This is a genomic window from Paraprevotella xylaniphila YIT 11841 (assembly GCF_000205165.1).
Taxonomy (GTDB): Bacteria; Bacteroidota; Bacteroidia; order Bacteroidales; family Bacteroidaceae; genus Paraprevotella; species Paraprevotella xylaniphila.
Genome location: NZ_GL883812.1, coordinates 106,341 through 131,793, shown reverse-complemented (window position 1 = coordinate 131,793; position 25,453 = coordinate 106,341). Strand labels below are relative to the sequence as shown.

Annotated in this window: 18 protein-coding genes; 3 read left to right on the top strand and 15 right to left on the bottom strand. The window is 49.6% G+C overall.

Going from position 1 to position 25,453, the window contains the following annotated elements; genetic code table 11:
• Positions 1 to 215: 215 nt before the first annotated feature.
• The 7 genes from HMPREF9442_RS01715 to HMPREF9442_RS01685 form a co-directional block, all read right to left on the bottom strand.
• Complete coding sequence (locus HMPREF9442_RS01715) at positions 216 to 1,199, bottom strand: BF3164 family lipoprotein (RefSeq protein WP_008624607.1); 984 nt, start codon at positions 1,197 to 1,199, stop codon at positions 216 to 218.
• Between the two features lie 204 nt (positions 1,200 to 1,403).
• Positions 1,404 to 2,450, bottom strand: coding sequence for a DUF4934 domain-containing protein (locus tag HMPREF9442_RS01710; protein ID WP_008624606.1), 1,047 nt, complete (start codon positions 2,448 to 2,450; stop codon positions 1,404 to 1,406).
• Positions 2,451 to 2,576: 126 nt separating this feature from the next.
• Positions 2,577 to 3,827: a glycoside hydrolase family 88 protein gene (locus HMPREF9442_RS01705; protein WP_172604658.1), complete on the bottom strand. Its 1,251-nt coding sequence runs from the start codon at positions 3,825 to 3,827 to the stop codon at positions 2,577 to 2,579.
• Between the two features lie 20 nt (positions 3,828 to 3,847).
• Positions 3,848 to 5,014 (bottom strand): MFS transporter, encoded by a 1,167-nt coding sequence (locus tag HMPREF9442_RS01700; protein ID WP_008624604.1) that lies wholly within the window; start codon positions 5,012 to 5,014, stop codon positions 3,848 to 3,850.
• Between the two features lie 36 nt (positions 5,015 to 5,050).
• The gene (locus tag HMPREF9442_RS01695; RefSeq protein WP_172634376.1) at positions 5,051 to 6,712 is read right to left on the bottom strand and encodes a glycoside hydrolase family 43 protein; all 1,662 of its coding nucleotides are present in this window, start codon (positions 6,710 to 6,712) and stop codon (positions 5,051 to 5,053) included.
• 177 nt (positions 6,713 to 6,889) lie between these two features.
• Positions 6,890 to 9,490, bottom strand: coding sequence for an alpha-L-arabinofuranosidase family protein (locus tag HMPREF9442_RS01690; protein WP_008624602.1), 2,601 nt, complete (start codon positions 9,488 to 9,490; stop codon positions 6,890 to 6,892).
• Between the two features lie 46 nt (positions 9,491 to 9,536).
• Positions 9,537 to 10,220 (bottom strand): BACON domain-containing protein, encoded by a 684-nt coding sequence (locus tag HMPREF9442_RS01685; protein WP_232038345.1) that lies wholly within the window; start codon positions 10,218 to 10,220, stop codon positions 9,537 to 9,539.
• A gap of 78 nt (positions 10,221 to 10,298) precedes the next feature.
• Here HMPREF9442_RS01685 and HMPREF9442_RS01680 point away from each other — a divergent pair, with 78 nt between their 5' ends.
• Entirely contained in the window at positions 10,299 to 10,643 is a 345-nt protein-coding gene (locus HMPREF9442_RS01680; RefSeq protein WP_008624600.1) for a hypothetical protein, read from the top strand.
• A 10-nt stretch (positions 10,644 to 10,653) separates the two neighbouring features.
• Here the strand turns inward: HMPREF9442_RS01680 and HMPREF9442_RS01675 are convergent, their stop codons facing one another.
• The 3 genes from HMPREF9442_RS01675 to HMPREF9442_RS16370 form a co-directional block, all read right to left on the bottom strand.
• Positions 10,654 to 13,473 (bottom strand): putative LPS assembly protein LptD, encoded by a 2,820-nt coding sequence (locus HMPREF9442_RS01675; RefSeq protein ID WP_008624599.1) that lies wholly within the window; start codon positions 13,471 to 13,473, stop codon positions 10,654 to 10,656.
• 104 nt (positions 13,474 to 13,577) lie between these two features.
• Positions 13,578 to 14,129 carry an HDIG domain-containing metalloprotein gene (locus HMPREF9442_RS01670; RefSeq protein ID WP_008624598.1) on the bottom strand — a complete coding sequence of 184 codons (552 nt, stop codon included), beginning with the start codon at positions 14,127 to 14,129 and terminating at the stop codon, positions 13,578 to 13,580.
• Positions 14,130 to 14,547: 418 nt separating this feature from the next.
• Positions 14,548 to 14,730: a hypothetical protein gene (locus HMPREF9442_RS16370; protein WP_172604659.1), complete on the bottom strand. Its 183-nt coding sequence runs from the start codon at positions 14,728 to 14,730 to the stop codon at positions 14,548 to 14,550.
• A gap of 390 nt (positions 14,731 to 15,120) precedes the next feature.
• Here HMPREF9442_RS16370 and HMPREF9442_RS01660 point away from each other — a divergent pair, with 390 nt between their 5' ends.
• Positions 15,121 to 15,885: a YaaA family protein gene (locus HMPREF9442_RS01660; protein WP_040602464.1), complete on the top strand. Its 765-nt coding sequence runs from the start codon at positions 15,121 to 15,123 to the stop codon at positions 15,883 to 15,885.
• A gap of 112 nt (positions 15,886 to 15,997) precedes the next feature.
• Here the strand turns inward: HMPREF9442_RS01660 and HMPREF9442_RS01655 are convergent, their stop codons facing one another.
• From HMPREF9442_RS01655 to HMPREF9442_RS01645, 3 genes are read right to left on the bottom strand one after another with little or no spacing between them, the layout of a single operon-like run.
• The gene (locus HMPREF9442_RS01655) at positions 15,998 to 17,089 is read right to left on the bottom strand and encodes a 2-aminoethylphosphonate--pyruvate transaminase (protein WP_008624583.1); all 1,092 of its coding nucleotides are present in this window, start codon (positions 17,087 to 17,089) and stop codon (positions 15,998 to 16,000) included.
• A gap of 20 nt (positions 17,090 to 17,109) precedes the next feature.
• Positions 17,110 to 17,898: a phosphonoacetaldehyde hydrolase gene (gene phnX / locus HMPREF9442_RS01650; protein ID WP_008624582.1), complete on the bottom strand. Its 789-nt coding sequence runs from the start codon at positions 17,896 to 17,898 to the stop codon at positions 17,110 to 17,112.
• A 24-nt stretch (positions 17,899 to 17,922) separates the two neighbouring features.
• On the bottom strand, positions 17,923 to 19,299 hold the full coding sequence (locus tag HMPREF9442_RS01645; protein ID WP_008624581.1) for a DUF5690 family protein: 1,377 nt from the start codon (positions 19,297 to 19,299) through the stop codon (positions 17,923 to 17,925).
• A 189-nt stretch (positions 19,300 to 19,488) separates the two neighbouring features.
• Between HMPREF9442_RS01645 and HMPREF9442_RS01640 the strand changes: the two genes are divergently transcribed.
• Entirely contained in the window at positions 19,489 to 20,370 is an 882-nt protein-coding gene (locus HMPREF9442_RS01640; protein ID WP_008624580.1) for a hypothetical protein, read from the top strand.
• 61 nt (positions 20,371 to 20,431) lie between these two features.
• Here HMPREF9442_RS01640 and carB read toward each other — a convergent pair whose 3' ends face one another.
• Both carB and HMPREF9442_RS01630 read right to left on the bottom strand, forming a co-directional pair.
• Entirely contained in the window at positions 20,432 to 23,656 is a 3,225-nt protein-coding gene (gene carB / locus HMPREF9442_RS01635; protein ID WP_008624579.1) for a carbamoyl-phosphate synthase (glutamine-hydrolyzing) large subunit, read from the bottom strand.
• Between the two features lie 146 nt (positions 23,657 to 23,802).
• Positions 23,803 to 25,440: an ABC-F family ATP-binding cassette domain-containing protein gene (locus HMPREF9442_RS01630; protein ID WP_008624578.1), complete on the bottom strand. Its 1,638-nt coding sequence runs from the start codon at positions 25,438 to 25,440 to the stop codon at positions 23,803 to 23,805.
• Positions 25,441 to 25,453: the final 13 nt, after the last annotated feature.

Genomic DNA, 25,453 nt, shown 5'->3' with positions numbered 1-25,453 from the left:
TGAAGGTAGAGCTGAAGGTAGAGCTGAAGGAAGAGCTGAAGGGATATTATCCACAGCACGGAACCTGAAAGCCATGGGGCTTTCCATGGAAGATATTTCTCGTGCCACCGGACTTTCCAAAGAAGATATCTTGAAATTATAGGTGTCTTGTTATCACAAACCGGAAAACCAATCATAACACAATGGTTTTCCGGTTTGCTGTAAGAATAAATTATCTATTCAAACTCATAATCCAATACGTGTAAATCATTATCCATTGAAGGACTGAAAATAACCCTTTTGTTTATTTTATCGTAAACCATATGGGACGCTATGATATCTAAGTTTATTTTCTTCATAGGATTTCCCTCATAGTCATAAACCTCTATGAAAGATGCTCCTGACAATCCGGATGTCTCCACGTCCCCCTGCGACAAAACGTAAAAGCATTTCTTTCCGCATACCACATCCGTATAATACCCTCCGTCTTTCATCCTTTCTTCTCCGTCGCCCTTCACGGCTAACTCCGGTATCACATGCCGCCCATCGGACAAGGAGGCTATCATAAAACCATCCTGATAAAGGTAAGCAAATACGGCATGCCCAAACGCCACATCATACGAAAAATTATAAAGCATGGAATTACCACCTTTACTTTCATCAAAAAAAACAATCGAATCCGAACATGACAGATTCTCTATATCCGTAATCTCCCATACAATTTCTCGCGGACTATATGAAATATTTCCAAAAGTTGAATATGAGACAAACTTAGGGGAATTTAAAGGCATCTGCACGCCCATATTCTTTTTCTTTTGAATCACATACGAACTATCTACCTTCGTCACGTCATAGATTCCCCACCGAAAATTATCAATGACGGTATAAGCAGTATCCGTTATCGGTATCAGATGAGGAGAAATCCATTCGTTCTCCCCGTTTCCTTTACGGCCGAATTTTCCAGTAACTCGGAAATCATTTGTGTTGAACACATAATAAAACGGTTCACCGCCGTCGTTCTTACAAATGAGCATTGTATCCACGATGCACCACTCTTTTATATTCATAAATTCATCTACTACAACCGGATAGGTTTCCATTGAAATGACAGCACCAAACTCACGAGTATTATGTTTCTCTTCCCATCGTGGCGTACTCTTTTCATTATTACACGACACCAATGCTGTAACAAACGATACATACAAAAGAACTTTTCTCATGATATTATCATAATTAGACTAGTAACAAATTTTTTCCACTATATCAAAATGTGGGGACGATGCTACTCCATCTTCCACATCGTCCCCACTGGAAAAGTATAAATGTAAGAGTTTCCCTACTTACATCCGCAAATATACGAGATTCGATTCGAAGTTCAAATAAAAATGTGAAAAAAGTAAGAAAAAAAGTTTGTATCCCTATTTTTATTTCAAATAATAAAAAAAGAGAATCGCCCCCAATCTTGTTTCTTGAAGTTTGGCCTCGCTGCCGTAATCATCACCGTGAACAACCCCAACCAACGCTTCACCATACTGCCACTGGGGATAAAAACCGGGGACATCCCGCACAAGCTTTCCTTGAAGGTGGAATTGTCCGTCGGACAGGCTTTCCATGTGACAATAGACCTCATCCGCATATTCAAAAATACCCAACCAACGGTCGGAGGTCAAGAAATCATGAAACGTCCCGACCTTTCCCGCACTCAGGAAGTCTTCCGCCTCCCGACCTTGTTCGGGAGTCAGGCTACCATAGTCCGCACGATAAGCCAATACCGGAACCGTATCGCGCCAAACATAAATACCGTTGGAAAAGGGTGCTTTCAGGAAAACGTCCCCCTTCGGATTACGGATAAAAGGTTTGCCCACCGGCCAAATAGCCTGACTTAAATCAGCAGAAAGGAACTTACCCAATACTTTGCCCGATGTATCCGTATGAATAATCAATTCTTCACGGTCTCCGGGAGAGCTGTTACTAAGTAAGAATCCGTCATCTACAGGAATAATGTCATGCATCATAAAGTCCACAGGCGTACGGTGCAACAAATTCAGGTCTGCATCATAAGAGAGGATACATCTTCCGGAAAAATCCATCAAGTGCACCCGGCCGCCTCCTGAAGCAATAGCGTTTGGCATAATATACTCGTTATGCCCCCGTCCCACCGTCCGTATCTGCTTGCATAATCTCCCTGTACGCAGGTTGAAGGCCGACACGGCTTTCGAAGCGTCCAATATATAGACCATGGAATCCAGAAAACACAAATCTCCTATCGAAGCCATGGCCTTCCCATCCGTATACAACTCCACTGTATCTATACGTGCCAAAATATCCGACACTTTCAACTCATCTCCCTCGAAGGATTTGATTTCCACAACCCACGGTTCGTCTTTTCCTTTCTTTACACCATTTTCGTCTTTGCAGCCCCAACAAGTCCATATCACACCTGCCACGGCCATCCAAACCATTGTCTTCATTTCGTACCATTATTTTATTTCAAAACCATACAGCATGTTTATCCCAACTTTATGTATACAAATATTTCGGGTCTCTCCCTCGACCGCAATATGGCCGTGAAAGAGAAACCCGAAAGTTTCAAGTCGTCATCCGATACCTAACACCGGACGTCCTTGCTGCAACCGGCGCAAGCGCAACAAGGCCTCATAATAATAGTAATCAGCATAGATGATGGAAGCGTCTATCTCGCTCCCGGCCGGATGGTGTCCCGTACTGTGAAGCAGGAAAGACACGCAACGTTCTCCGCTCTGGTAGTTCCGGCTCAGGGATGACAACATATTTTCTGCCGCCTTGCGATATTGCTGTCCTTTCCCGGCATCCACATAAACGCTCAGTTCCAACAAAGCGGAAGCCACCACACAGGCTGCCGAAGCATCCTTGGGTGCCGATGGCGACGGGTCGTCGAAGTCCCACAACGGTACCCAGTCGTCCGAGCGTTCGGGCAAACGTTTGAGGTACACATCCGTCACCTTTTGCGCAAAAGCCAGAAAACGAGGGTCACGGGTCTCACGATACACCATCGTGTAGCCGTAAATGGCCCAGGACTGTCCCCTCGCCCACATCGACCGGTCCGAATACCCCTGATGCGTGACACCTTTTATCAACTTACCGCTCACCGTGTCGTAGACCGCCACATGATAGCAAGAACCGTCCTTGCGGAAATGGTTGTTCATGGTCGTCTCGGCATGACGCACAGCGACGTCGTACAAGTTTTGTCCGCCACCGTTACGGGAAGCCCAGAAAAGCATCTCCAAGTTAATCATATTGTCCATGATGGTATTGTGCGGCCATCCTTGTTTTTCGACCTCACGCGGCCAACTCAGAATGGTACCTATCCGGGGGTTGAAGAGTTTGGCCAACTGGTTAGCCGTGCCTACAATGACATCCCGATAGGATGCACAAGGCGCGATGCGCATCCCGTTGCCGAAACTGCAATACACCAGAAAGCCCAAATCATGGTCGTACGGGTCACGGTCGGCCAAATAAGCCAGTGAGGCCGTGTAGTTCCGGGCCTGACGTCCGATGTAAGCCTCGCCCCCATATTCATAGTCATACCACAACACGCCCGGCCAAAAACCGCCGCACCATTCTTCGGGTGTAGCCGGACGACAATTCCACTCTGTCCGACCCTCCTTCAAATCTTCCGCAAGAATGTTACGCGGCATCCGGGTATAATCCCATCCGCCGTCTTTCTTCAAACCTGCCAATGCACGTGCCACCTGACGATGGCAGTATTGCAAGTCTTTCTCTACATCGACCCGCTGTTGGGCCGCCACCGGACGGCAGCACAATCCCAACAGCAATACAAATCCTATTTTATAGTTTATCCGTTTCATTGTTATCATTCTAAAAATCCCTATCGTGTACTCTTCACGCCGTATGCGCAGAAAGTGAGATAGAAAGCACAAATCAGCAGCACGCACACACCGGCTGTGATACCGGCCGCGTCCGTAGCCGCACCAATCAACGGGGTCACCGCACCGCCACCGGCCACCGCCGTAATCATCAGACCGGAAATCAGATTGGCTTTCTCCGGCATGCGCTGTACGGCCATGGAGTAGATGATGGAGAAAATACAAGAGCAGAAGAATCCGATGCCGCCCACACAAATCAGATCCACCGTGGCATCTTCATAGAAAGCCAACACCAAAATGGCGGCAATAGCGGCCAGGATATTGATACGGAAATACTTCATCTCGGATATCTTGGTCATGAAGAACACGCCGAGGAACGCTCCCACCGTACGGCAAATGAAGTACACTTGAGGAGCCATACCGGCATCCGATGTATCCCAACCGAAACGGGTTATCATGACTTTCGAACTGATGAAGTTCGTGGCCACGTCGATACCCACTACGAAGAAGATACCCAGGAAGAGCAACAGGATGGTACGGTCGGACAGCAAGCCCCACACCTTCCCCATCGTCACGCCGCTGTCTTCCCTTTTCTCATGGGGTATGGGTGTGAAGTACAGCCAAAGGGCGGACACTAACGTAATGGCACCGAGCACGGGGAAAGCCAGATACCAGTTGTCCTTGTCGCCGCCGCCCAGCACGTTCACGGCAAAAAGCATGATGAACGGGCCGCAGAACGAAGAAACAGCCTTGACAACCTGCCCGGCGGTCAGACTGCTGGTCAACAGTTTCTGGTCGGTCACCACATTGTTCAACAAAGGATTGAGCGACACTTGCAGGATGGTGTTGCCGATTCCCAACAGGGCATATCCCACAAGACAGGCCCAATCGGTCTTCAACAACGGGATAAGCATACCCACAAGCGTGACCGCCATACTGAGCATGACGGTATTCTTACGTCCCCATGCATTCATTTTGATACCCACCGGTATGCTAAAAAAAAGGAACCAGATGAAAACCATCGAAGGCACGAAACCGGCCATGGTATGGCTCCAACCGAACGCTTCGCGCGCATAATCCGACGAAATACCGACAATGTCACAAAAGCCCATCACAAAGAACCCGAACAGAACGGGAAGGACCGCAAGCATAGATGTTTGTTTTTTCATGTTGTTTTTATATTTTAAAATGAGTGTTTTTCCCGTTTACGGAGTAACTCGGAACCAGTCTACATCCATCCATCCCCGGTTGGCCGCAGGTTCGGCATACGGCTCCACGCATACGAAGCCCACCTTTGCGCCTATCCACTTGCCCTGACGGGCTTTAAACGGCTTGCCACAGGGAGTAAACGTCTGACCGTCGAGACTGTATGCAAAACGGCACATCCCTTCTCCGGCTACTTGTACCCGCAAATAGACCGAACGGCTGACCGTGGGTGAATAAATGATAGTTTGACGTTCGGACGGCTCGAAACCCGCCAATTTTTCCACAGATTCCTTCCCGCCTTGCTCTGCATCCTTACAAACCCGCTGAATGAGGATGAAACGGTCGCCCTCCCGACGCACGGTCAGTGCCGCATAATCCCATCCCATGACTATCAGGCCGCCTTCCTGACCGTCTTCCTTGCTCACCACCGTGACTTTTGTCGTGGCCGTAAAAGTCTCGGCGGGGAACTTCTGGAGCAACATATTGGATGCTTCCCACAAATTTATATACTTTTCGGATAACGGCCAAGAATATAAACGGATAAAACCGTACGGAGTGGTAAATCCGTATAAATCCTGATAATTGGAATGCCATTGCCACTGCAACCCAAGCTCCGTAGTGTCGAATTCGTCGCTTTCGGCCGGATTCACCCGGACGGAAGACGGCACGGACGGCTTGCGGTAGGTCAGTACGGGATTGCCGCAACCGTCACCGTCCTTATCCTCGCCCACCACCGGCCAGTCGTCTTTCCACGTCATGGGTTCGAGCCAAGCCACACGGCCGTAGCATCCTTTATCCTGGAAGTGCACGAACCAGTCTTCGCCGGATGCGGTCTGCACCCAACCGCCCTGATGGGGTCCGTTGACCGGAGTATCCCCTTGCTCCATGACGCGCCGCGCCTCGTACGGCCCGTACACGTTGCGGCTGCGGGCGGCCATCTGCCATCCCATTTGCACGCCACCGGCCGGAAACATCAGGTAATAGTAACCGTTGCGTTTATAAAACTTAGGTCCCTCGGCTGTGTGGTTCACATCATCATTTCCGTCATACACGATGCGGGAAGGGCCGACTACTTTCGTGCCCTCCGCATTCATTTCGGCCACACACAACACGGAATTGATTTGTGCACGGCTCCCAGCCCATGCGTAAGCCAGATAACACTTCCCGTCATCGTCCCACAACGGACAGGGGTCGATAATGCCTTTGGCAGCCTTGACCAACACCGGCTCAGACCATTCGCCGGCAGGGTCTTCCGCCTTGACCATATACACGCCGAAGTCCGGGTCGCCCCAATAGATATAGTACTCCCCTTCGTGGTAACGGATACTCGGTGCCCATACTCCCCTGCCATGCTGCACGGTAGCGTAAAAGTCCGTCGGGACCAACTCCTTCAGGGCATAGTTCACGACTTTCCAATTCACCAAATCCTTGGAATGGAGGATGGGTAGGCCGGGCACACAGGAGAAACTGGAGGCCGTCAGATAGAAATCATTCCCCACGGCACAGACATCGGGGTCGGAATAATCCGCATGAATCACCGGATTCTTGTACATGCCATTGCCCAAATCGGGCGACCATACTTCAGACAGGTATTCCTGAGTTTGTGCCGCTAGCGGGATTCCTCCGCAAAGGAGGCAACCACACATCGCCACCCGCAACATACCTCTTGATAAACTTTCTTTCACCATTGTATACTTTCTGTTTGATTCGATTTATAATCTTTCCTTTATTATATATACGAACGAAGAGCAGATTCTTCTTATTTAAGAATACAAAAAAACCTTGCAAAAAGCAAAATCAGCTCTTGGCAAGGTTCTTTTATGCTAACGGACAAGCCTTTAAATCTCAATCAGGCTGAACGAATAAGCCGGAAGTTCATAGTCGAATTCAGGTTTCACCTTGATGTCGCTCTCCTTCGGACGGGCATTGCGGTCGTCCCAGTTGCCGGTCAACACATGCAGGCGGGCATCCAAACTCTGCGCCTCGCCGAAACGGTCTTTCAGGCTCGACAAGTCCAGTTTCCCTTTCACGGGATGATTCAGGAGGTTCACCATTTTAATGTACACCTTTCCAGTTTTGGTATCGCGTACCGTGCTGACAGCCAGACGATCGCGTACTCCCCTACGGCCTTCGTTCACCGAAAGCGTGCTTTCGATATACTCGTCGCCGCAATAGTTGCCGCAAAGCTTCTGCACGTAGTAACCTACTGTGGGCTTCACCTCTTTGTTATTGAAATAAATCATGTCCGGATTCCAATTCACATGTCCATCCTTGGCCAACAAAGGAGCATACGAACTCATGGCCACCACATCACCGTTGCGCTCCATGCCGCAAATGTGCAAGGCTTCGCACAAGGCCGTCTCTATGTTGTTGGGACGGCCGGGAGCATGAGCCGCGTATTCGCCCAAATACACTTTGGAACCGTTACGGTCGTATTGGTCATAATAGTCCTGATGATAAATGAACCAACCGGGCGTCTGATAATAATGCTCGTCAATCATGTCTATCTTATGGTCTTTAGCCAAACGCCAACCGGTCTCGTAATCACTACCTTCCGACCACGGTCCTGACGTACCGCAAACGACGATGTCAGGATACTTCTCTTTCACGGCTTTGACAATCATCAGATAGCGTTCTTCAAACGTTTTGGAAATCAAATCTTCGTTGCCGATGCCGATATACTTCAGGTTAAACGGTGCCGGGTGTCCCTGCTCGGCACGGACTTTGCCCCATTTCGTAGTCTTGGCATCCCCGTTGGCCCACTCAATCAAGTCCAACACATCCTGTACGTATTCCGGCATCTTGTCCATCGGGATACCTCCCTGCTGTCCATGCCCGCAGTCGCTCGAGTTCTGGCAACTCACACCGGCTGCCAACACCGGAAGCGGTTCGCACCCGATATCCTCACAGAATTGGAAAAACTCATAATAACCCAATCCTTTCGTCTGATGGTAACCCCACAAGTTGCGTTGAGGTTTGCGGGCTTCCAACGGTCCAATCGTCTCCTTCCAATTATAAATGTTGTGCAGACCGTCTCCATGAGCCACACAGCCGCCAGGGAAGCGCATGAACTTCGGTTTCAAATCGGCCAACGCCTGAGCTAAATCGGCCCGCAAACCGTTCTTTCTCCCTTTGAACGTCTGTTGCGGGAAAAGCGAAATCATGTCCAAAGCCACCTTGCCCGTCCCCAAAGGTTCCACTTTAATGGACGCGTGGTCGGCATCGGCATCGGCTTTCAACACCGCAGTCATTTTCTTCCAATCCGACTTGGGTGCTTTAAGGATGGTCTGTGCCATCACCCGACCGTCCTGCACGAGGCTCACCCGTATCTTTCCGCCTTTTCCCTCCAACTGTTTGGCAAACACCGACAAATCGTATTTCTCACCTTCACGGACGGGAATACCGTCGAAACCGCCATTCAACAAAGCCACTTGGCCAGGCTGTTTCACGTCCACGACGGCATAATTCGGGTTGTTTTCATGGATAGGCTCGGATTTCCGTATCTCCCACGTCCCGCCGTTGCCTTCCAACGTCCAGGCAAAATCGGCTTTCCAAGCCTTGTTTCCCCCCTTGACATCGGCTTGGGAATATTCAAAATCACGGTTCTGCACCAACTCGGCATACAAACCACCATCGGCAGCATAACTGATGTCCTCAAAAAAGATACCGATCAATTTGTCACTGATCTTCTTCGTCCGGCCCGCATCTATCTTGATCGTGGCTTCAAGAGGTTTCAAGCCTTGGAAACGCACTTCATTGTCTCGCGCCAATTCTCCGTTGAGTGCTGCCCAATATGCTGCGCTTTCTACAGCCTGTACCATGCGCTCCACTCCGGCATACGGCACCCTGAATACCTGTCCGTTCACCGGCTGTCCGTCCACAAGTGCCTGCTCCGTCACCGAAGGATAAACGGAAGCATCGACTTTACGCGGCTTGCTGAAATGATAAAAATCTTTGGAAACGGTTTCGTACACCCCACCATCCTTGGTCTTGAACAACACCTTATAAGTAGCCGTTGCCGCATCGTAAGACAAAACCGGTGCAATGCAGCTGTTCACCCCTTCCATATAAGGATAGTCCTGCGGCCTCCATTTCACCAAATCTTCACTATAAGCCACGGCAAACTGGTTGGCATAATCGTTCACCTGAAACACGCAACGCCATGTCCCGTCCGGCATCTGCATCAGGTTCGGATTGTACATTTTCTTCTCTGCCCCCCACGTTCCGAAATCGCTCTTGACGAAAGCATGGCCAGGGCCAATCCCCTTCCACACCTGCCGGTTCGCACTCCAAGCAAAATTCAACCCATTGCCCACATGCACATTATAGGCCATAAGGTACACCGAATCAGGGACTGCGGCTCCGACCGAAACGGATGCACACAATCCCCATCCTAACAAAGCCGCAGAAAGAGCCTTGTTCACAAAATGTTTTTTCATGTCAAATTAATATTGATAATTAGATAAAAATATATTGCCTAACCATTTAATCTTCTTCGGCTTTCAACCCTAACTGTTTAATCCGGATGTCTGTCGAAACGCCCCGGCTCTTCAGTTCCAACACGGCCGTACGTTCGGCTGTCGTCGTGTTCTGGTCTAATTGGTAATGCACGGTATATTTCCCGGAACGTCCGGAAGTGGGTGCCCCGTCAGCCAAACGCACCCACGCAGGCTCCCCTCCCTTGAAAGCCAACGTCCAGTCGTCACCATAAGTCTGGAACACCAAACTGTCACGCACCTGACGAGCCGTATCCTGCAACGTGAACTGGTAGTTTCTGCGCACCGGACGCTCGATATTCAAATAGTGATATTGCGTGTAGGCTGTCACCAACGTCTTGCCATCGGCATGGAAATAGATGTAATCCGTACGAATCGTATCTGTGTTGTTTACATCCAACTTCACATCAATCTTTTTCACCATATAATATCCTTGTGGTACAGTTCCAGCCATGGAATCTTCATTGACATGCATCCAGTTGGCCGGCACGGAAATAGACCAATCGAAAGTGGTGGCAAACCTCAAAGAATCAACGGTCTGGTCGGCATAAAGCACAGAGCCGTATCCGCTCGGATAAATGATTTGTGCAAAATTGTAAGAATTCTCCTTATTATCACAAGCCGCAAACAAAACAGCGGCCAAGGCTACTGAAAACCCAATTACTTTCTTCATGATATTTATTTCATTAAAATGACGAGCAAAGATAAATAAATAATTGAAAGTATCCTTATTTATCATTATCTTTGCAAGATGGAAAACCCTTTTTATAACGATATTTATGAAATCTTGCAGACGAAGGGCTGCGAAGGACTTCCCGTAGGCATCATCGCCAAACAGGTCTACAACCGTCACGCCGGACTGTTTAATACGGAACTGACATACGAAAGGGTTTATCAAAATGTACGCTTCTTTCTATGGGCACAGTCCTGCAAACCGTCGTCGCCTTTCATGGGAACGGCCAATCGCGGTTGGTATGCCTTGAAACCCAACGTCTGCCGACAGATGCGAATCGACTTCACCGAAAGCCCATCGGAAGAAGCCGTTGAATTTCCTGAAAAAGAAGAAAGAAGCATGGATTACCCGACTCTGTTCTAACAAACACACATCAGTACCACTCAATATTTGAACTGTAACTGCTTTGTTTTTTCCATTTCAGCACATCGGCCAACTCCGAAGCATTGGCTGAGAATGTGAAATTATAGGAAGTATAAGGACTCAACACCACGCTAGCCGACATGGAGAAACAATGCAAATCACGTGATATTGAAGCCGTTGTCATGGACAAACGGTGATAGTTGAAGTCATATCCCGAGGAATAAGTCAGATTCCATCCGTCCGAAATACGGATGTTACCCGAAAAGTTCAGCGTATGGGTCAGCTTATAAGGGTAGCGCATCTTCTTTACCTTAATGCGTCCGCTTGTATTCTCCGACATCGTCACACCGTATGATACGGTAAAGGACCAAGGCAACTGGAATTTCAAATATCCGTCTTCGTCCACCTCGGCCTTCTGAGGCTCCTTTTTGGCTCCGGCCCGCTCCGATTTCTTACGGTCGGGATCTATGTTCGTGTCGCCCGCTTCCTCCTCGTCCGTCTCGCCATCTGTCCCTTCCACGGACTCCGCCCGGCCTTTTCCCCATCCGAAAAGTTTTCTGAACGTCTCGTTGTTGAACGTATAAGACAAGTTCTGCGACATGCCTTGGAAACGTCCAAAACGCCCGTACGACCATTCCGTACGGTCACCCACACGCACATTACCGTTTTCGTCGAACTCGTATGCATAAGTGGCAAACTGGGCATTCATGCTGAACGTATAGTTCCAAGGTGTCTTGATACGCACCCTCATCGACAAATCACTCCACGGTTGACGTTCGGCCGCCATGTTGTAGCTCAGGTTCGCTCCCAGTTCGTCAATAAGGCTGACTTTCCGTACCGAATCGTTCTTCGTACGAACCTTCATCTCTATGTTATTGGATATGTCCATCGACACGCTTCCGGTCTTCCCCCGCCCCGGCACACCATAGAGGCTACCGCTGTAAGGAGAATAACTCACCGTAGATACATTGCCGTCTTTATCCGTCTTCACGTACGACGCATAATAACCGTAACGGGACGTACCGAAATCCGGTGCATAATTAAAGCTTACGGTCGGCGTGAAGACATGGCGGATGGTCTGTATCTTCTTACCGAACAAAGGCGTGTAAAAACCGTAGAGTTTGGTCGTGGCCGATACGCTCATATCATAATTATACACGTTCTGGAATCCCCAAATCGTGTCGTTCACTTCCCGTTGGTTTTCTTCATCCCATCCTTTCATGACCTTATGCGTGTACATACGGTCGGTAAACCTGAATTCCGGCGTGATATTGATATAGTTGAACAAACTGAACGTCGCACTGATGGGCACGTTATGACGCATACCGTTACGCCAGTCTTTAATCAGATTGGACTTGAACAACAAGTCTTCTTTCGTATCTATGCTGTTGCTCAAGCTTCCGGTATAGCTTAAAGCAATCTTTTCGTACCACTTTTCTTTCCCCGCAGCCTTCTTGCGCTTGAAAGGATAGAAACGCGCCAAAGTAATATCAAGGCTCGGCAAAGTCATCGAAAGGGAAGAGTCCTGGATGCTTTGCGACAAGTTGAAAGAACTGGAAAGCGTCAACCCTATCCGCTCGAAAGTCTTGGAATAAGCCACACTCGACGTACGCGTACTCTGCGTGTAGTTCTCCGGATTGTACATGCTCGTCAGATTGTTACGCTCGTAGTTAGAGGTTGCAAAATTCACACTGGCAGAAAAACTTTGTGAAGGATTAGCCTTGGCATCCTGACGATGCGTCCATTGAATCTTGAAGCTAGTGGACTTCGAATAATCCGGCATGTTTTTCTCTCCTTCCACCGTATTTTGGTAGCTCAGGAAGAAATTACCATTGAAGCGGTAACGCTTACGGTAATTGGATTGCGTACTCAATCCCCACGACCCCTTGGTATAAATCTCTCCGATAAGTTTCAGGTCTATCATATCGCTGATGGCAAAATAATACCCACCATCACGCAAATAGAAACCACGGATACTTTCGTCACCGAACGTGGGCATGATGAACCCGGAAGAATACTTCTTACTGAAGGGAAAGAAACCGTAAGGAATGGCTAACGGCAAAGGTACATCCTCCACCACCAAATAGGCAGGACCGAATATGACATTCTTCCCCGGACGCATCTTGGCACGTGTCAATGCCAAATAAAAATGAGGATGTTTCGCGCTGCATGTCGTGTATTTGCCATGACGGATGTATGTCACGCCCTCAGCATCGCGTTTTGACTCTTCACTAATCATGAACCCATCCCCCTGCTTCGTGTAGACGTTATCAATAAATGCCTTGCGGGTCTTGAAATTGTAACTGATACGTTCCGGCTCATACTGGTCGCTTCCTTGCTTGAATACCGGTTGGTTCTGCACTTTTCCCGTGGAGTCGGGACGTCCTACGGCATGAACGATGCTGCTGTCCATGTTCATCGTAATCCAATCGGCCTGCAACTCCAGATTGGTATAATTTACTTTACTGTTACCATACAGGTTGGCATTTCCCAGTCCGGCCTCGAAGGTCACCGAATCGGATGCCGTATATTCCACAGGTTGGTCGAGCACCGACTTGCTCACTTTGGCGGTATCTTCCGCCACCGAATCAGCCTGTAAGCTGTCTGTGACCGCTGCCCCGATGCTATCCGGAATGGCAACCTTTCCCCTGACACTGTCAGGAAGATGCCCGGCACTGTCCGCCGCCAACTCACGCAAACCGGAGAGTACCGTATCTTTTAGTAAAGAATCCGCAGTTCCACTATTTTTTACCAAGCTATCGGACATCCCTCTTCCTATCTCAACGTAAGAAGACGAAAGCCCTTCGTTCAATCCGCCTTGCGCCAACATACAGAATGAACTACCCACCAAAAGGAATATAGCTATTTTTGTTTTCAACCGAATTCAGTCTTGTTCTAAACCAGTAAGCGGATGCAAAATTACATAAAATCCGCTTAATGCCCGAGATTTTCCGTAAAAAGTTCCATCCAATGCCTAAAACGCCGTGCTCCGTCCTCGCCATACTTGCTCACACTCTTCAACGCTTGTTCCGGTGTTTTTTCCCCGTCGGGATGGGATTTGGAATAAAATTTATCCGCATAACAGATGAGCTGTTCCTCCAAAGTCTCCGGATAATAATCCTGCACAGGTATAGGCAAACCCTGCGCTGCAATTTCTTCGCGCGAAAGCCCCGCACCGGTATGACGCTCGCACACCCTGGCGTGACGCGGAAACCCTTCCGCACGCAGCATCTCCGCCCCGAGATAACCGTGGCAAATATAAGGTGCGTCTCCCGTACATAAAATACCGGGAGCATGGGTGTGCAAAATGCCGATGTCATGTAACAAAGCAGCCTCCTCCAAGAATGCCTTATCCAAACCCAACTCCGGATGGAGTACTGCAATTTTCAGGCAACGGTCGGCCACCTGGCGGCTATGAATCCATAGAAGTTCCCTCAAACGGGGGGTATCAGCATAATATTTATCTATCAAGGCTATTGCATCCATTTTATTTCAGCTCGGATTGATCGCCACAAAAGTACGATAAAAAACAGTGTTTTCCTAAGAACTATCCTTAAAATACATAAAGGATGGAAAGGTATGGCTTCCCCACAGTAGGGTACCCATTCTTTCCTTCCTTTCCATCTACCGCTTACGGTACGACTATTTTTTGATTGCAAGCCCTGCCGTCTTTCGCCGTCAGCCCCCATCTCATGCTTAAATTCATTTAGAGTGCAAATCATTGCTCCCTACTTTTGGTACTTTCTCTATCTGAACTCATTTACTTAAACATATAATAATTGACTGTGGATTACCGTTTATTCAAAGGGAATCATTAAATTATCATTTATCCGAATGTTATAAGTAGAAAACCGGAACTTTTTCTGCAAGCTTCCAAAAAGGGAAATGGGGAACTTACTTTTTGTCATTTTGTCCACCGTGTCCACTCGCGGTTTCCATATTCCGGTGTCCACCGCGCAGCAAACACAAACACGCGAATCTCGCGACTCATGCCATAACCCAAAAGACAGCTTTTCGCGGAAAAAGCGACAAAACGGCAGACATCCCCCTCCTCCTCCGGCAAGAAACCCGTCGGGCTGTAAGCCATAAAGCATCCCGTGCGGCACTTTGTCAACCCATGCTTGCACATCCGAAACGCCCAAATAGAGACAAAAAGTCCGTTTCTGGCCAGCTTTTCCCTTCCTACAACCCTCGAAAATATCGTTTTTACGAATTTTCACATTCAATCGGCTGAGATTCGTTTTTCGCTTTCAGCCGAACGATTTTTATTTCGGCACATAAAAATCATATTTTCTGCGGACATTTTACCGCAATCAAGTGGAAAGAATGGCATTTTTCTGCCGAAATCCATCCTATTTGCTCCTTTTCATGCAGAGCTAAAAGTCTAAAAAACACTAATTAAGTAGCAAAAAGATTCATTTTTACCTAATTTTGCCATCAAAATGATTTCAACATAACCCATAAATCCCCTCTGGAAATGCTCACATTCATCTCTTGCGCCAAAACGATGACGGAAAAAACGCCGACGGTTCTTCCCCCGGCCTCCTCTCCCCTGTTCATCGAAGAGGCACGCCACATCGCTTTGTCCATGACGGAATTCACAGCCGGGGAGCTGGCCGGCATGCTACATGTCAATCCTCAAATCGCGGCACGCACCGGCCTTCAATTCCGTGCGTTCCATGATGAAGGGACAACCGGACTTCCGGCCTTATCTGCCTACACGGGAATGGTGTTCAAGCACATCGCGCCACAAGATTTCACGACGGAAGACTGGACATACGCCCAAAGCCACCTGTTCATCACCTCGTTTCTCTACGGGTTGTTGCGACCGGCCGACCGCATCCGGAACTACCGGTTGGAAGGGCACGTAAAGCTGCCGGAAGAAGGCCACACACTGTTCGCCTATTGGCGCGCACGACTGACGGACACTTTCATTTCGACCATACGGCAACAAGGAGGCATATTGGTGAACCTGGCCAGTGCGGAAATGAAAAACTTGTTCGACTGGACACGCGTCACCCGGGAATTGCGGGTGGTTACCCCGGATTTTTATACTTACAAAGGCGGACGGTTGTCCACCGTAGTGGTCTATGCCAAGATGTGCCGGGGCGAAATGACCCGTTTCATCCTGAAGAACCGTATTGAAAATCCCGAAGATTTGAAAACCTTCGAATGGGAAGGCTACCGTTTCAATCCCCATGAAAGCCACGACGACCATTGGGTTTTCACGCCCGGAACATAACCATGTGCCCGCATCTCCCGGCAAAGCCCGTTCCACCCTTCACGAGGCCATAAAGAACACGCCCGCCGGAATCCTGTCCGACGGGCGCACTTATCAACACATTTTATCGAGATCAAGCCTCACGGCAAGCCTTCACGGCCTCAACCAGACGCTCGAAATCTTCAGGATATACGTCGCCGATGTTCCCGATACGGAAAGTGTCGGCCTGGGAAATCTTGCCCGGATATATCACGAAGCCCTTCGCTTTCAACTCGGCATAGAAAGCCTTGAAGTCGAAGTCCTTCTCAGGATAAAGGAACGAAGTGATGACCGGCGACTGCACGGCTGCCGGCAACAATGCCTTGAAGCCGAGCGACTCCATGCCCTTTACCAATACTTCGTGGTTCTTGCAGTAACGGGCGTAACGGGCTGCCACTCCCCCTTCGACCTTCAGCTCTTCCATGGCTTCCTTGAAGGCGCGTACCACGTGGGTAGGCGAGGTGAAACGCCACTTGCCATGACCTTTTTCCATCGTCTCCCACTGGTCGTAGATGTCGAGCGACAAAGAACGCGACACGCCCTTGCAAGCCTTCAGTTCACTGCGGCGGGCGATGATAAAGCCGAAACCGGGCACGCCCTGGATACATTTGTTCGCACTGCTGATGAGGAAATCGATGCCGAGTTCCTGCACATCCAAAGGCACACCGCCGAAACTGCTCATCGCATCCACAATCAGTTTCTTGCCATGCGCCTTGACCACACGGGCCAATTCCGGCAGCGGGTTCAGGATACCCGTGGTCGTCTCGCAGTGCACGAAAGCCACGTGGGTCACATCGCCGTGGCGCGACAGGTTCTTCTCCACCACTTCGGGGTCTACCTGCATGGTCTCCTCGAAAGCCACCATGTCGTAGGCAATGCCGTGGCGGTCGGCAATGACTCCCATGCGGTTGCCGTAAGCACCGTTGCTGAAGATAAGCAGCTTGTCACCCGGCTTGAGGGCACTGCCCAACACGGCTTCCACACAATAGGTACCGCTACCCTGCATCAGCACGGAAGTGTACTCTTCCGGATGTTTCGTGGCCATCTCCACTAGCGATTTGCGGATTTCTTCCACGATTCCCACGTTATAATCTTCATCCCAAGTGCACCAGTCACTCAGCATGGCTTCTTTTACGGTTTCTGAAGTGGTCAACGGACCAGGCGTCAACAAAAGATAAGGTCTCATATTCTTGTTTTTTTAATGTATTAATTCATTTTTTGGTTTATAGTCTCGATTACTGCCGGAAGTTTCGTAATGTCGTCCACCACATAGTGGGCACCGGCTTCCAACATGCGGCGGCGCACTTCGGCCTTGCGTGCGTCCAATTCATCAGCCGGCATGGCATCCACTTCCTCCTGCGTGAGGGCCAGTTCGTTGCTTCCCATGACCACACCCACGGTCCACACTTTGGCGTTCACTCCTTCTTTGATGTCGGCTATCGTATCTCCGTACTTCAACACGCAATCCACCGACGGTACGGCCAAATCTATCATATTCCGGTAGACCATATAAGGATAAGGACGTCCGGCAGGCAGATGGTCCGAAGTCACGCAGTTGTCCACTTTGTAACCGGCCTTTTCCGCCGCCGGAATCACGATGTCCATCATCTTGTTGGTATATCCGGTGGTGGAACCTATCTTGATACCGGCCCTGCGCAATGCCTCTACGGTATCCACCACGCCGGGTATCGGTTCGGAATAATTCTCCAAGGTATCAAACAACACGCGCTGAAAAGCCTCGTAACGGGCCTGCACGTCCTCATCGGTGTAGTCGCGACCGTACTTCTCGCGGAATGCAGCCTTGACCCGGTCGATGTTGAACAGGGCACGGATTTCCTCTATCTTGGTCAGCCCCATGTAAGCACGGGTCTCCGCAGCCGTCACCGGCACGCCGATTTCGTTGAAACTCTCGATGAAAGCCGCCACGGGGGCAAAGCAACCGTAATCCACAGCCGTACCGGCCCAATCTAAAATGATGCACTCAATTTTTTTCATGTTTCTATGTTTGAACTAAATGGTTTATCTGTTTTTAATCACTTCCGGGGAAAGGGCATACTCCTCGCCCTCGCAAGGGAACGGCGCAGAGGGAGCATAGACGAAATTCTTCGGGCCACGGCGGCGTTCCCGGCGGTAACGCCATACGATGTAAGCCGCAGAGCAGGCAAAGGACACACTGCAAATGATGCCCACATAACTGCACGCAAAGTTATAAAATTGCAACCAGTCGACATCGGGATTGAAACATTCCTTGAACACCAGAACCAACACCGTACCCATATAACCGATGAAATCCAACGTAATAATGAAGAAACCCACGTTGCCTTTTATCCTGAAACAAGCGATGAAACGCTCGAAGAAAAGAGTCTGGAAACTCAAATAGACGGTATAGAGGCACAGGCTCTGCAGGAAAAGCCAAAGCGTGACGGGCAAATTCCAAGCCTCGTAATGGAAGGCCACACTGCTCAACACGGCACAGCCGCAAGTAACCAAGGCCAACAAAAGGCAGAGAACCTTGACGTTGCTCTTCACCATCGACATGGCCGCGAACAGTACGAGAATCACCAAAGTGACCGTAGCGTCGATTTGGGCAAAAGCCCACGAAGACAACCCTGCCGCCTTCACATCGATGATTTTCACGAGGAAGTCTTCTTTAAGGTCTTGCAACACGGTAATGAACAGGTTGGCAAAGAAGAGCATCAACAACACGGGCATGAAGCTCTTAAATACGGCCGAACGTCCCTTGCGGTCGAGAGCCACACGCTCCGTACGCAATTCCATGTCGGCCTTCGTAGGATGCGGAAGCCGGGTCATCGCCCATCCCAACAAGGAAAGCAACGGGAAAGCGAACGCACCGATGAACGCGGGCATCCAGAATTCGCTGACATGAAGCCCGTCCATCACGAAAAGCCCCAACGACTTGGCCGTACCGGAACTGATGGCGATACTCAAACCCATCAGGCTAGCCAATAAGTCCGTCACCCTCCGGCCTTCCAAGAAGCTGAATATCACTCCCCACATGCAACCCAACGACAACCCGTTGAAGAACAGGGCAAAGACATTATAAGGACGGGGCAACGCTCCGAACAACACCAAAGACAATTCGGCCACAGCCACAGAGACGATAATGAACTTCAGCCTGTTCTCTTTTTTCATCTCCGAAATCACCTTGATTCCGATGAGTTTGGAGAGGAAATAACCCGCAATCTGCACGATGCTCGTGGCCGTCTTATAGTCCATTCCGAAAAAGTCAATCCCGTCGAACGTGGCTGCCGTGAAAGGCTTGCGAAGTGCATATACCAATGAATAAGACAACAAAGCCGCACCGCCGGCCCACAAGATGAACAACACATCCGAGAGAGTCTTTTTCTGATTTGCCTTCAATTCCATAATCTCCATTTTTCTATCGTTTCTTGGTTTTCGACGGCAAAGTTATCATGTATTCCTAAACGGAAAAATGAAATTCTATTATTAATAACTTTCATGAAATCAACGAATTGTTATGTAACATTAATGAAACATTCATGCAACGGAACTATAACATGAATGTATTTACTTTGCAGTCGGTAATACAATATAAAAGGTATAATGAACGAACTTTTTGAAATTTACAAACGCATAGAATACTTAAGAAACAACGGAGTGAAGATGAAAGAAATCGCCGACCATACGCAAATGGCGGCCAGTGTGCTCTCTTCGCTCTACTCCAGCGTACTGCCGACCTTTATCGGCGAAGTAAAGAAAGGCATTGCCGAGGAAGAAGCTTTGGACTATGCCCTCTCGCAAGTGAACAACGTATCCAAGAAACGGCTGCTCGGGAATCTGGAAGACATGAAAGAAAGGCTTTTTGAACTGGAACCGCCACAAGGCGGAGAAAAGAGAAAAAGCCCTTTTTGGGACATGATGGCCAGAGAATCGCAGGTTTCCGCGCAGGAAGCCTATAATTACAGCGGCATTTATATCAGCTACAGTCTCTCGTCGGCTGCCGATGCCCTGAAAGTGGAGCCTTACCTCATCACGGCTTCCGAAAACAACGAATACGTACGGGTGGTGCACATGAGTGCCTACAATACCACCCATTCCGGCGTGGGGCTATTCAACAATCACACGAGTTCCTACATCCTGTTCAACGAACGTGAGAGCCCGGAACTGGCTCTTTTTACCATCTACCTGCAACTCCCCATGTATGACTTTCCCAAAATGCTGAAGGGGCTTTACCTCTGTCTCGACTACAACCGTAACCCGATTGCACGCCGGATTCTCTTCGTCAAGCATTCCGACAGCACGGACATGGACGATTTCTTGGCGCTGAAAGGCGAAATCATTCCCAAAGGACAAATACCGGACGACCTCCTACCTTATTATAATTATACGTGTCAACCGGGAGATTTCATCAAGACCTGTACCGTCCCGTCCCCGTCATTGGATACCCAAGACTTGGAACGGGAAAAAAAGATGCTGGAACTCTGAAAAACAAAAGCCGCGCTTCTGCCTCCGACGGACAAAAGCGCGGCTTCTTCTATCTTATATCTTATTTATACTCCTGCCAACTCTTTATCTGGATCTGTTCCATATCCATCTGGCAGAACGCCTCGATGAACGCCTTGGCCAAACGGGCATTCGTCATCAACGGTATGTTGTGGTCGATGGCGTCGCGACGGATACGGTAACCGTTCGTCAGTTCACGCTTGGTCTGGTCCTTAGGGATATTGACAATCAAATCGAACTTATGTTGGGCTATCATCGTCAACACGTTGTTCTCGGCAGCCGTATGCTCGTCGGGCCAGTGCACGGCTATCGCTTTCACGCCGTTGTCATTCAAGAAACGGGCCGTGCCCTCCGTGGCATAGATATCATATCCCTTGGCGGCCAACATGCGGCTAGGTTCCAAAAGGTCTACCTTGGACTGTACCGCGCCGGACGAAAGCATCACCGCCTTCTTCGGCACACTGTAGCCCGTAGCAATCAAGGCATTCAGCAAAGCCTCATTGAAATCGTCCCCCAAACAACCGACTTCTCCGGTGGAAGACATGTCCACGCCCAACACGGGGTCGGCATTCTGCAAACGGGCAAACGAGAACTGCGAAGCTTTCACGCCGATACGGTCGATGTCGAACACCGACTTGTCGGGACGGTCGTACGGTGCATCCAACATGATACGTGTGGCGGTCTCGATGAAGTTGCGCTTCAACACCTTCGACACGAAGGGGAAACTGCGGGACGCACGGAGGTTGCATTCGATGACCTTGATTTGGTTCCCCTTAGCCAAATACTGGATATTGAAAGGACCGGAAATGTTCAGCTCACGGGCAATGCGGCTACTGATTTTCTTGATGGCACGCATGGTCGAAAAATACAAGTGCTGGGCCGGGAACACCAATGTGGCGTCGCCCGAATGCACACCGGCATATTCGATATGTTCCGAGATGGCGTATTCCACCACTTCCCCGTTCTGTGCCACGGCATCGAACTCCACTTCTTTCGTCTCCTGCATGAATTGGGACACCACTACCGGGTATTCTTTCGACACTTCACGGGCCATTTCCAAGAAACGGGTCAACTGTTCCTCATTGTGGCATACGTTCATGGCCGCACCGGAAAGCACGTACGACGGACGAACCAATACGGGATAACCCACCTTGTCGATGAAAGCCTTCATGTCGTCCAAGCTAGTCAGCTCCTGCCAAGCCGGTTGGTCGATGCCGAGGCGGTCGAGCATGGCCGAGAACTTGTTGCGGTTCTCCGCACGGTCGATAGACACAGGGGACGTGCCCAGGATGTGTACCGACTGGCGATGGAGTTTCATGGCCAAGTTGTTCGGTATCTGTCCGCCCACGGACACGATGACACCGCCCGGTTGCTCCAAGTCGATCACGTCGAGCACACGCTCGAAAGACAACTCGTCGAAGTAGAGACGGTCGCACATGTCGTAGTCCGTCGAAACCGTCTCGGGATTATAATTGATCATGATGGACTTGTAGCCCAACTTGCGTGCGGTCTGTACCGCATTGACGGAACACCAGTCGAATTCCACGGAAGAACCGATACGGTAAGCGCCGGAACCCAACACGATGACTGACTTGTCATTCTTGTAATAATTGACATCGTAGCCGTCCGTGCCGTATGTCATGTAGAGGTAGTTCGTCAGTTCCGGATGTTCGGATGCCACCGTGTTGATGCGCTTCACAGCCGGTAAGATACCCAGTTGCTTACGGTACTGGCGCACCTGCAGGTTCTCCTTCTCCATGTTGGTACCTTTCGATTTAAGTACGAAACGTGCAATCTGGAAATCGGAGAAGCCCAACCGCTTGGCCTCACGCAATAATTCAGGAGCAACGGACTCCAACGTATCATGCCCCTCCAGTTCTTTCTTCATATCGACAATGTTCTTCAACTTGCCGATGAACCACGGGTCTATCTTCGTCAACTCATAAATACGCTGTATGGTATACCCTTCTTCCAAAGCTTGTGCCATGGCGAAAATACGCAAATCCGTCGGGTTGGAGAGTTCTTCGTCCAGTTGGTCGAAATGCACGTGGTCATTGCCCACAAAACCGTGCATCCCCTGGCCTATCATACGCAAACCTTTCTGGATAATCTCTTCGAACGAACGGCCGATGGACATGATTTCGCCTACCGATTTCATGCTCGAACCGATGTGACGCGACACGCCCTCGAATTTCGTCAAGTCCCAACGTGGTATCTTGCAAATCAGGTAGTCCAACGAAGGAGCCACGTATGCTGAGTTGGGCGTGCCCATCTCGCCTATCTGATCCAACGTATATCCCAAGGCAATCTTGGCCGCCACAAAGGCCAACGGATAACCGGTGGCCTTGGAAGCCAACGCCGAAGAACGGCTCAAGCGGGCATTTACTTCGATGACACGGTAATCGTTCGTCTCGGCATTGAAAGCATATTGGATATTGCATTCGCCTACGATGCCTAAATGGCGGATACATTTCTTAGACAATTCCTGCAACATCGTCACTTGTTCTTCCGTCAGCGAACAAGTCGGTGCCACTACGATGGACTCGCCCGTATGGATGCCCAACGGGTCGAAGTTTTCCATACTAGCTACGGTGAAACAATGGTCATTCGCATCGCGGATGACCTCGAACTCGATTTCTTTCCAACCTTTCAAGGATTCTTCCACCAAGACCTGCGGTGCGAAAGTAAAGGCACTACCGGCCAATTCGATGAAACGTTCCTCGTCCGGACAGATGCCGCTACCCAAACCGCCTAATGCGTAAGCCGAACGAATCATGACCGGGTAACCGATCTCACGTGCTGCGGCCAAGGCGTCTTCCATATTCTCTACAGCCTTGCTGACAGGAGTCTTCATCGGGATTTCGTCGAGTTTCTTCACGAAAAGGTCACGGTCTTCCGTGTACATGATGGCTTCCACCGAAGTCCCCAACACTTCTACGCCGTATTCCTCCAGCACTCCGTTACGGTACAGTTCCGTTCCACAGTTCAACGCCGTCTGGCCTCCGAATGCCAGCAAAATGCCGTCGGGACGTTCTTTTTTAATGATTTCCGTCACAAAATAAGGAGTGACCGGCAAGAAATAGACCTCATCGGCAATTCCTTCGGAAGTTTGAATGGTAGCGATGTTAGGGTTAACCAACACAGAACGGACACCTTCTTCGCGCAATGCTTTCAGTGCCTGCGAACCGGAATAATCGAATTCACCGGCCTGACCGATTTTCAACGCTCCGGAACCCAAAACCAAGACCTTTTTGAATTGTTTCTTCATCCTCTTTTCAGAATTATAGTTGTTTTACAATCACACGCTTTCAGAAGCCCTGCTTTACACAGAATCCCAAAATTGGGGCAAAATTAAGCATTCTATTTTTTTTCTCCCAGAAATTCACGGGAAAATATCGGCAAAGGGGGCAAAAATCAACGTTTCCGCTCCAACTCTTGCAAGTTCTCCAATTTTCTCTGTTCCAAAAACTCATAAATGCCACACAGGTGCTCACGCACCTTTCCATGACCAAATTCATACACTTTACTAACCAATCCGTCCAAGAAGTCCCGGTCGTGGCTCACCACAATCAGCGTGCCGTCAAACGCCACCAAGGCTTGCTTCAAAATGTCTTTCGTCTTCAGGTCCAAATGGTTGGTAGGTTCGTCCAATATCAACAGGTTGACCGGGTTGAGCAGGAGTTTGAGCAACGCCAGACGTGTACGTTCTCCCCCCGAGAGCACCTTCACCTTCTTGGTGCTTTCCTCTCCTCCGAACATGAAAGCCCCCAACAAATCGCGTATCTTCGTGCGGATTTCCCCTTGGGCCACATCGTCTATCGTCTGGAACACCGTCAGTTCTCCGTCTAACAACGAAGCCTGATTCTGGGCAAAATAACCGATTTGGACATTATGTCCCAACGTCAGCGTGCCTTCGTGCTCTATCTCACCCATGATGCATTTCACCAGAGTGGACTTACCCTCACCGTTACGTCCTACAAAAGCAATCTTGTTGCCCCGCTCTACTGTCAGGTTGACACCACCGAACACACGGTGGTCACCGTAACACTTACCCACATCCTCCATCGTCACCGGGTAGTTCCCGCTACGGGGCGAAGGCGGAAACTTCAGCCTCAAAGCCGACGTATCTTCCTCGTCCACCTCGATAATCTGCAACTTTTCCAACATCTTCACACGGCTCTGCACCTGCAACGTCTTACTGTACGTGCCCTTGAAACGCTCGATATAGTCTTTGGTTTCCTGAATCATCTTCTGTTGCTCTTCATACTGTTTCATTTGCTGTTCGCGCCGTTCCTTACGAAGTTCCAGGTATTTGCTGTAATTGACTTTGTAATCGTAGATACGCCCCATCGTGACTTCTATCGTACGCGTCGTGATATTGTCCACAAACTTGCGGTCGTGGCTGATAACCACTACGGCACGGGCACTCTCCGTCAGGAACTGCTCCAACCACTGTATGCTCTCGATGTCCAAATGGTTGGTCGGCTCGTCCAACAGCAGCACGTCAGGATCCTGCAACAACAATTTGGCCAACTCGATGCGCATGCGCCAACCTCCGCTGAAATCACTCGTGGGACGCGTAAAGTCCGAACGCTCGAATCCTAATCCCAACAAGGCCTTTTCCACATCTTCTTCAAAATGGGTCAGGTCGATGGCATAGAACTTCTCGCTCATCGTGGCCACCTTCTCTATCAAAGCCATATAATCCTCGCTCTCATAGTCCGTACGGGCAGCCAGCTCTTGGTTCATGGCTTCTATTTCCTTTTCCATCTCCTTCAAATGGGAAAAGGCCATCGAAGCCTCTTCAAACACCGTACGCCCGTCTTCCGTCATCAGATGCTGCGGCAAATAGGCTATCACACAATCCTTAGGAGCCGTGACACGTCCTCTCGTCGGTTGCCTCACCCCGGCCAATATTTTCAATAAAGTACTCTTTCCGGCCCCGTTTTTTCCCATCAGGGCAATACGGTCCTTCTCGTTAATCTGAAAAGAAATATCGCTAAACAAAGTCGTTCCGCCGAATTCCACGGCCAGTCCGTCTACAGATACCATAAATTATTTTTGA

What these genes read in the sequence shown, in the direction of transcription:
- HMPREF9442_RS01690 (WP_008624602.1), bottom strand. Translation starts at nt 9,490, where the DNA reads ATGAAAAAACATTTTGTGAACAAGGCTCTTTCTGCGGCTTTGTTAGGA.
- phnX (WP_008624582.1), bottom strand. Translation starts at nt 17,898, where the DNA reads ATGAAAAAAATTGAGTGCATCATTTTAGATTGGGCCGGTACGGCTGTG.
- HMPREF9442_RS01640 (WP_008624580.1), top strand. Translation starts at nt 19,489, where the DNA reads ATGAACGAACTTTTTGAAATTTACAAACGCATAGAATACTTAAGAAAC.
- HMPREF9442_RS01630 (WP_008624578.1), bottom strand. Translation starts at nt 25,440, where the DNA reads ATGGTATCTGTAGACGGACTGGCCGTGGAATTCGGCGGAACGACTTTG.
- HMPREF9442_RS01710 (WP_008624606.1), bottom strand. Translation starts at nt 2,450, where the DNA reads ATGAAGACAATGGTTTGGATGGCCGTGGCAGGTGTGATATGGACTTGT.
- HMPREF9442_RS16370 (WP_172604659.1), bottom strand. Translation starts at nt 14,730, where the DNA reads ATGGCTTACAGCCCGACGGGTTTCTTGCCGGAGGAGGAGGGGGATGTC.
- HMPREF9442_RS01700 (WP_008624604.1), bottom strand. Translation starts at nt 5,014, where the DNA reads ATGAAAAAACAAACATCTATGCTTGCGGTCCTTCCCGTTCTGTTCGGG.
- HMPREF9442_RS01675 (WP_008624599.1), bottom strand. Translation starts at nt 13,473, where the DNA reads ATGTTGGCGCAAGGCGGATTGAACGAAGGGCTTTCGTCTTCTTACGTT.
- HMPREF9442_RS01660 (WP_040602464.1), top strand. Translation starts at nt 15,121, where the DNA reads ATGCTCACATTCATCTCTTGCGCCAAAACGATGACGGAAAAAACGCCG.
- HMPREF9442_RS01705 (WP_172604658.1), bottom strand. Translation starts at nt 3,827, where the DNA reads ATGAAACGGATAAACTATAAAATAGGATTTGTATTGCTGTTGGGATTG.
- HMPREF9442_RS01715 (WP_008624607.1), bottom strand. Translation starts at nt 1,199, where the DNA reads ATGAGAAAAGTTCTTTTGTATGTATCGTTTGTTACAGCATTGGTGTCG.
- HMPREF9442_RS01685 (WP_232038345.1), bottom strand. Translation starts at nt 10,220, where the DNA reads ATGAAGAAAGTAATTGGGTTTTCAGTAGCCTTGGCCGCTGTTTTGTTT.
- HMPREF9442_RS01645 (WP_008624581.1), bottom strand. Translation starts at nt 19,299, where the DNA reads ATGGAGATTATGGAATTGAAGGCAAATCAGAAAAAGACTCTCTCGGAT.
- carB (WP_008624579.1), bottom strand. Translation starts at nt 23,656, where the DNA reads ATGAAGAAACAATTCAAAAAGGTCTTGGTTTTGGGTTCCGGAGCGTTG.
- HMPREF9442_RS01655 (WP_008624583.1), bottom strand. Translation starts at nt 17,089, where the DNA reads ATGAGACCTTATCTTTTGTTGACGCCTGGTCCGTTGACCACTTCAGAA.
- HMPREF9442_RS01670 (WP_008624598.1), bottom strand. Translation starts at nt 14,129, where the DNA reads ATGGATGCAATAGCCTTGATAGATAAATATTATGCTGATACCCCCCGT.
- HMPREF9442_RS01680 (WP_008624600.1), top strand. Translation starts at nt 10,299, where the DNA reads ATGGAAAACCCTTTTTATAACGATATTTATGAAATCTTGCAGACGAAG.
- HMPREF9442_RS01695 (WP_172634376.1), bottom strand. Translation starts at nt 6,712, where the DNA reads ATGTTGCGGGTGGCGATGTGTGGTTGCCTCCTTTGCGGAGGAATCCCG.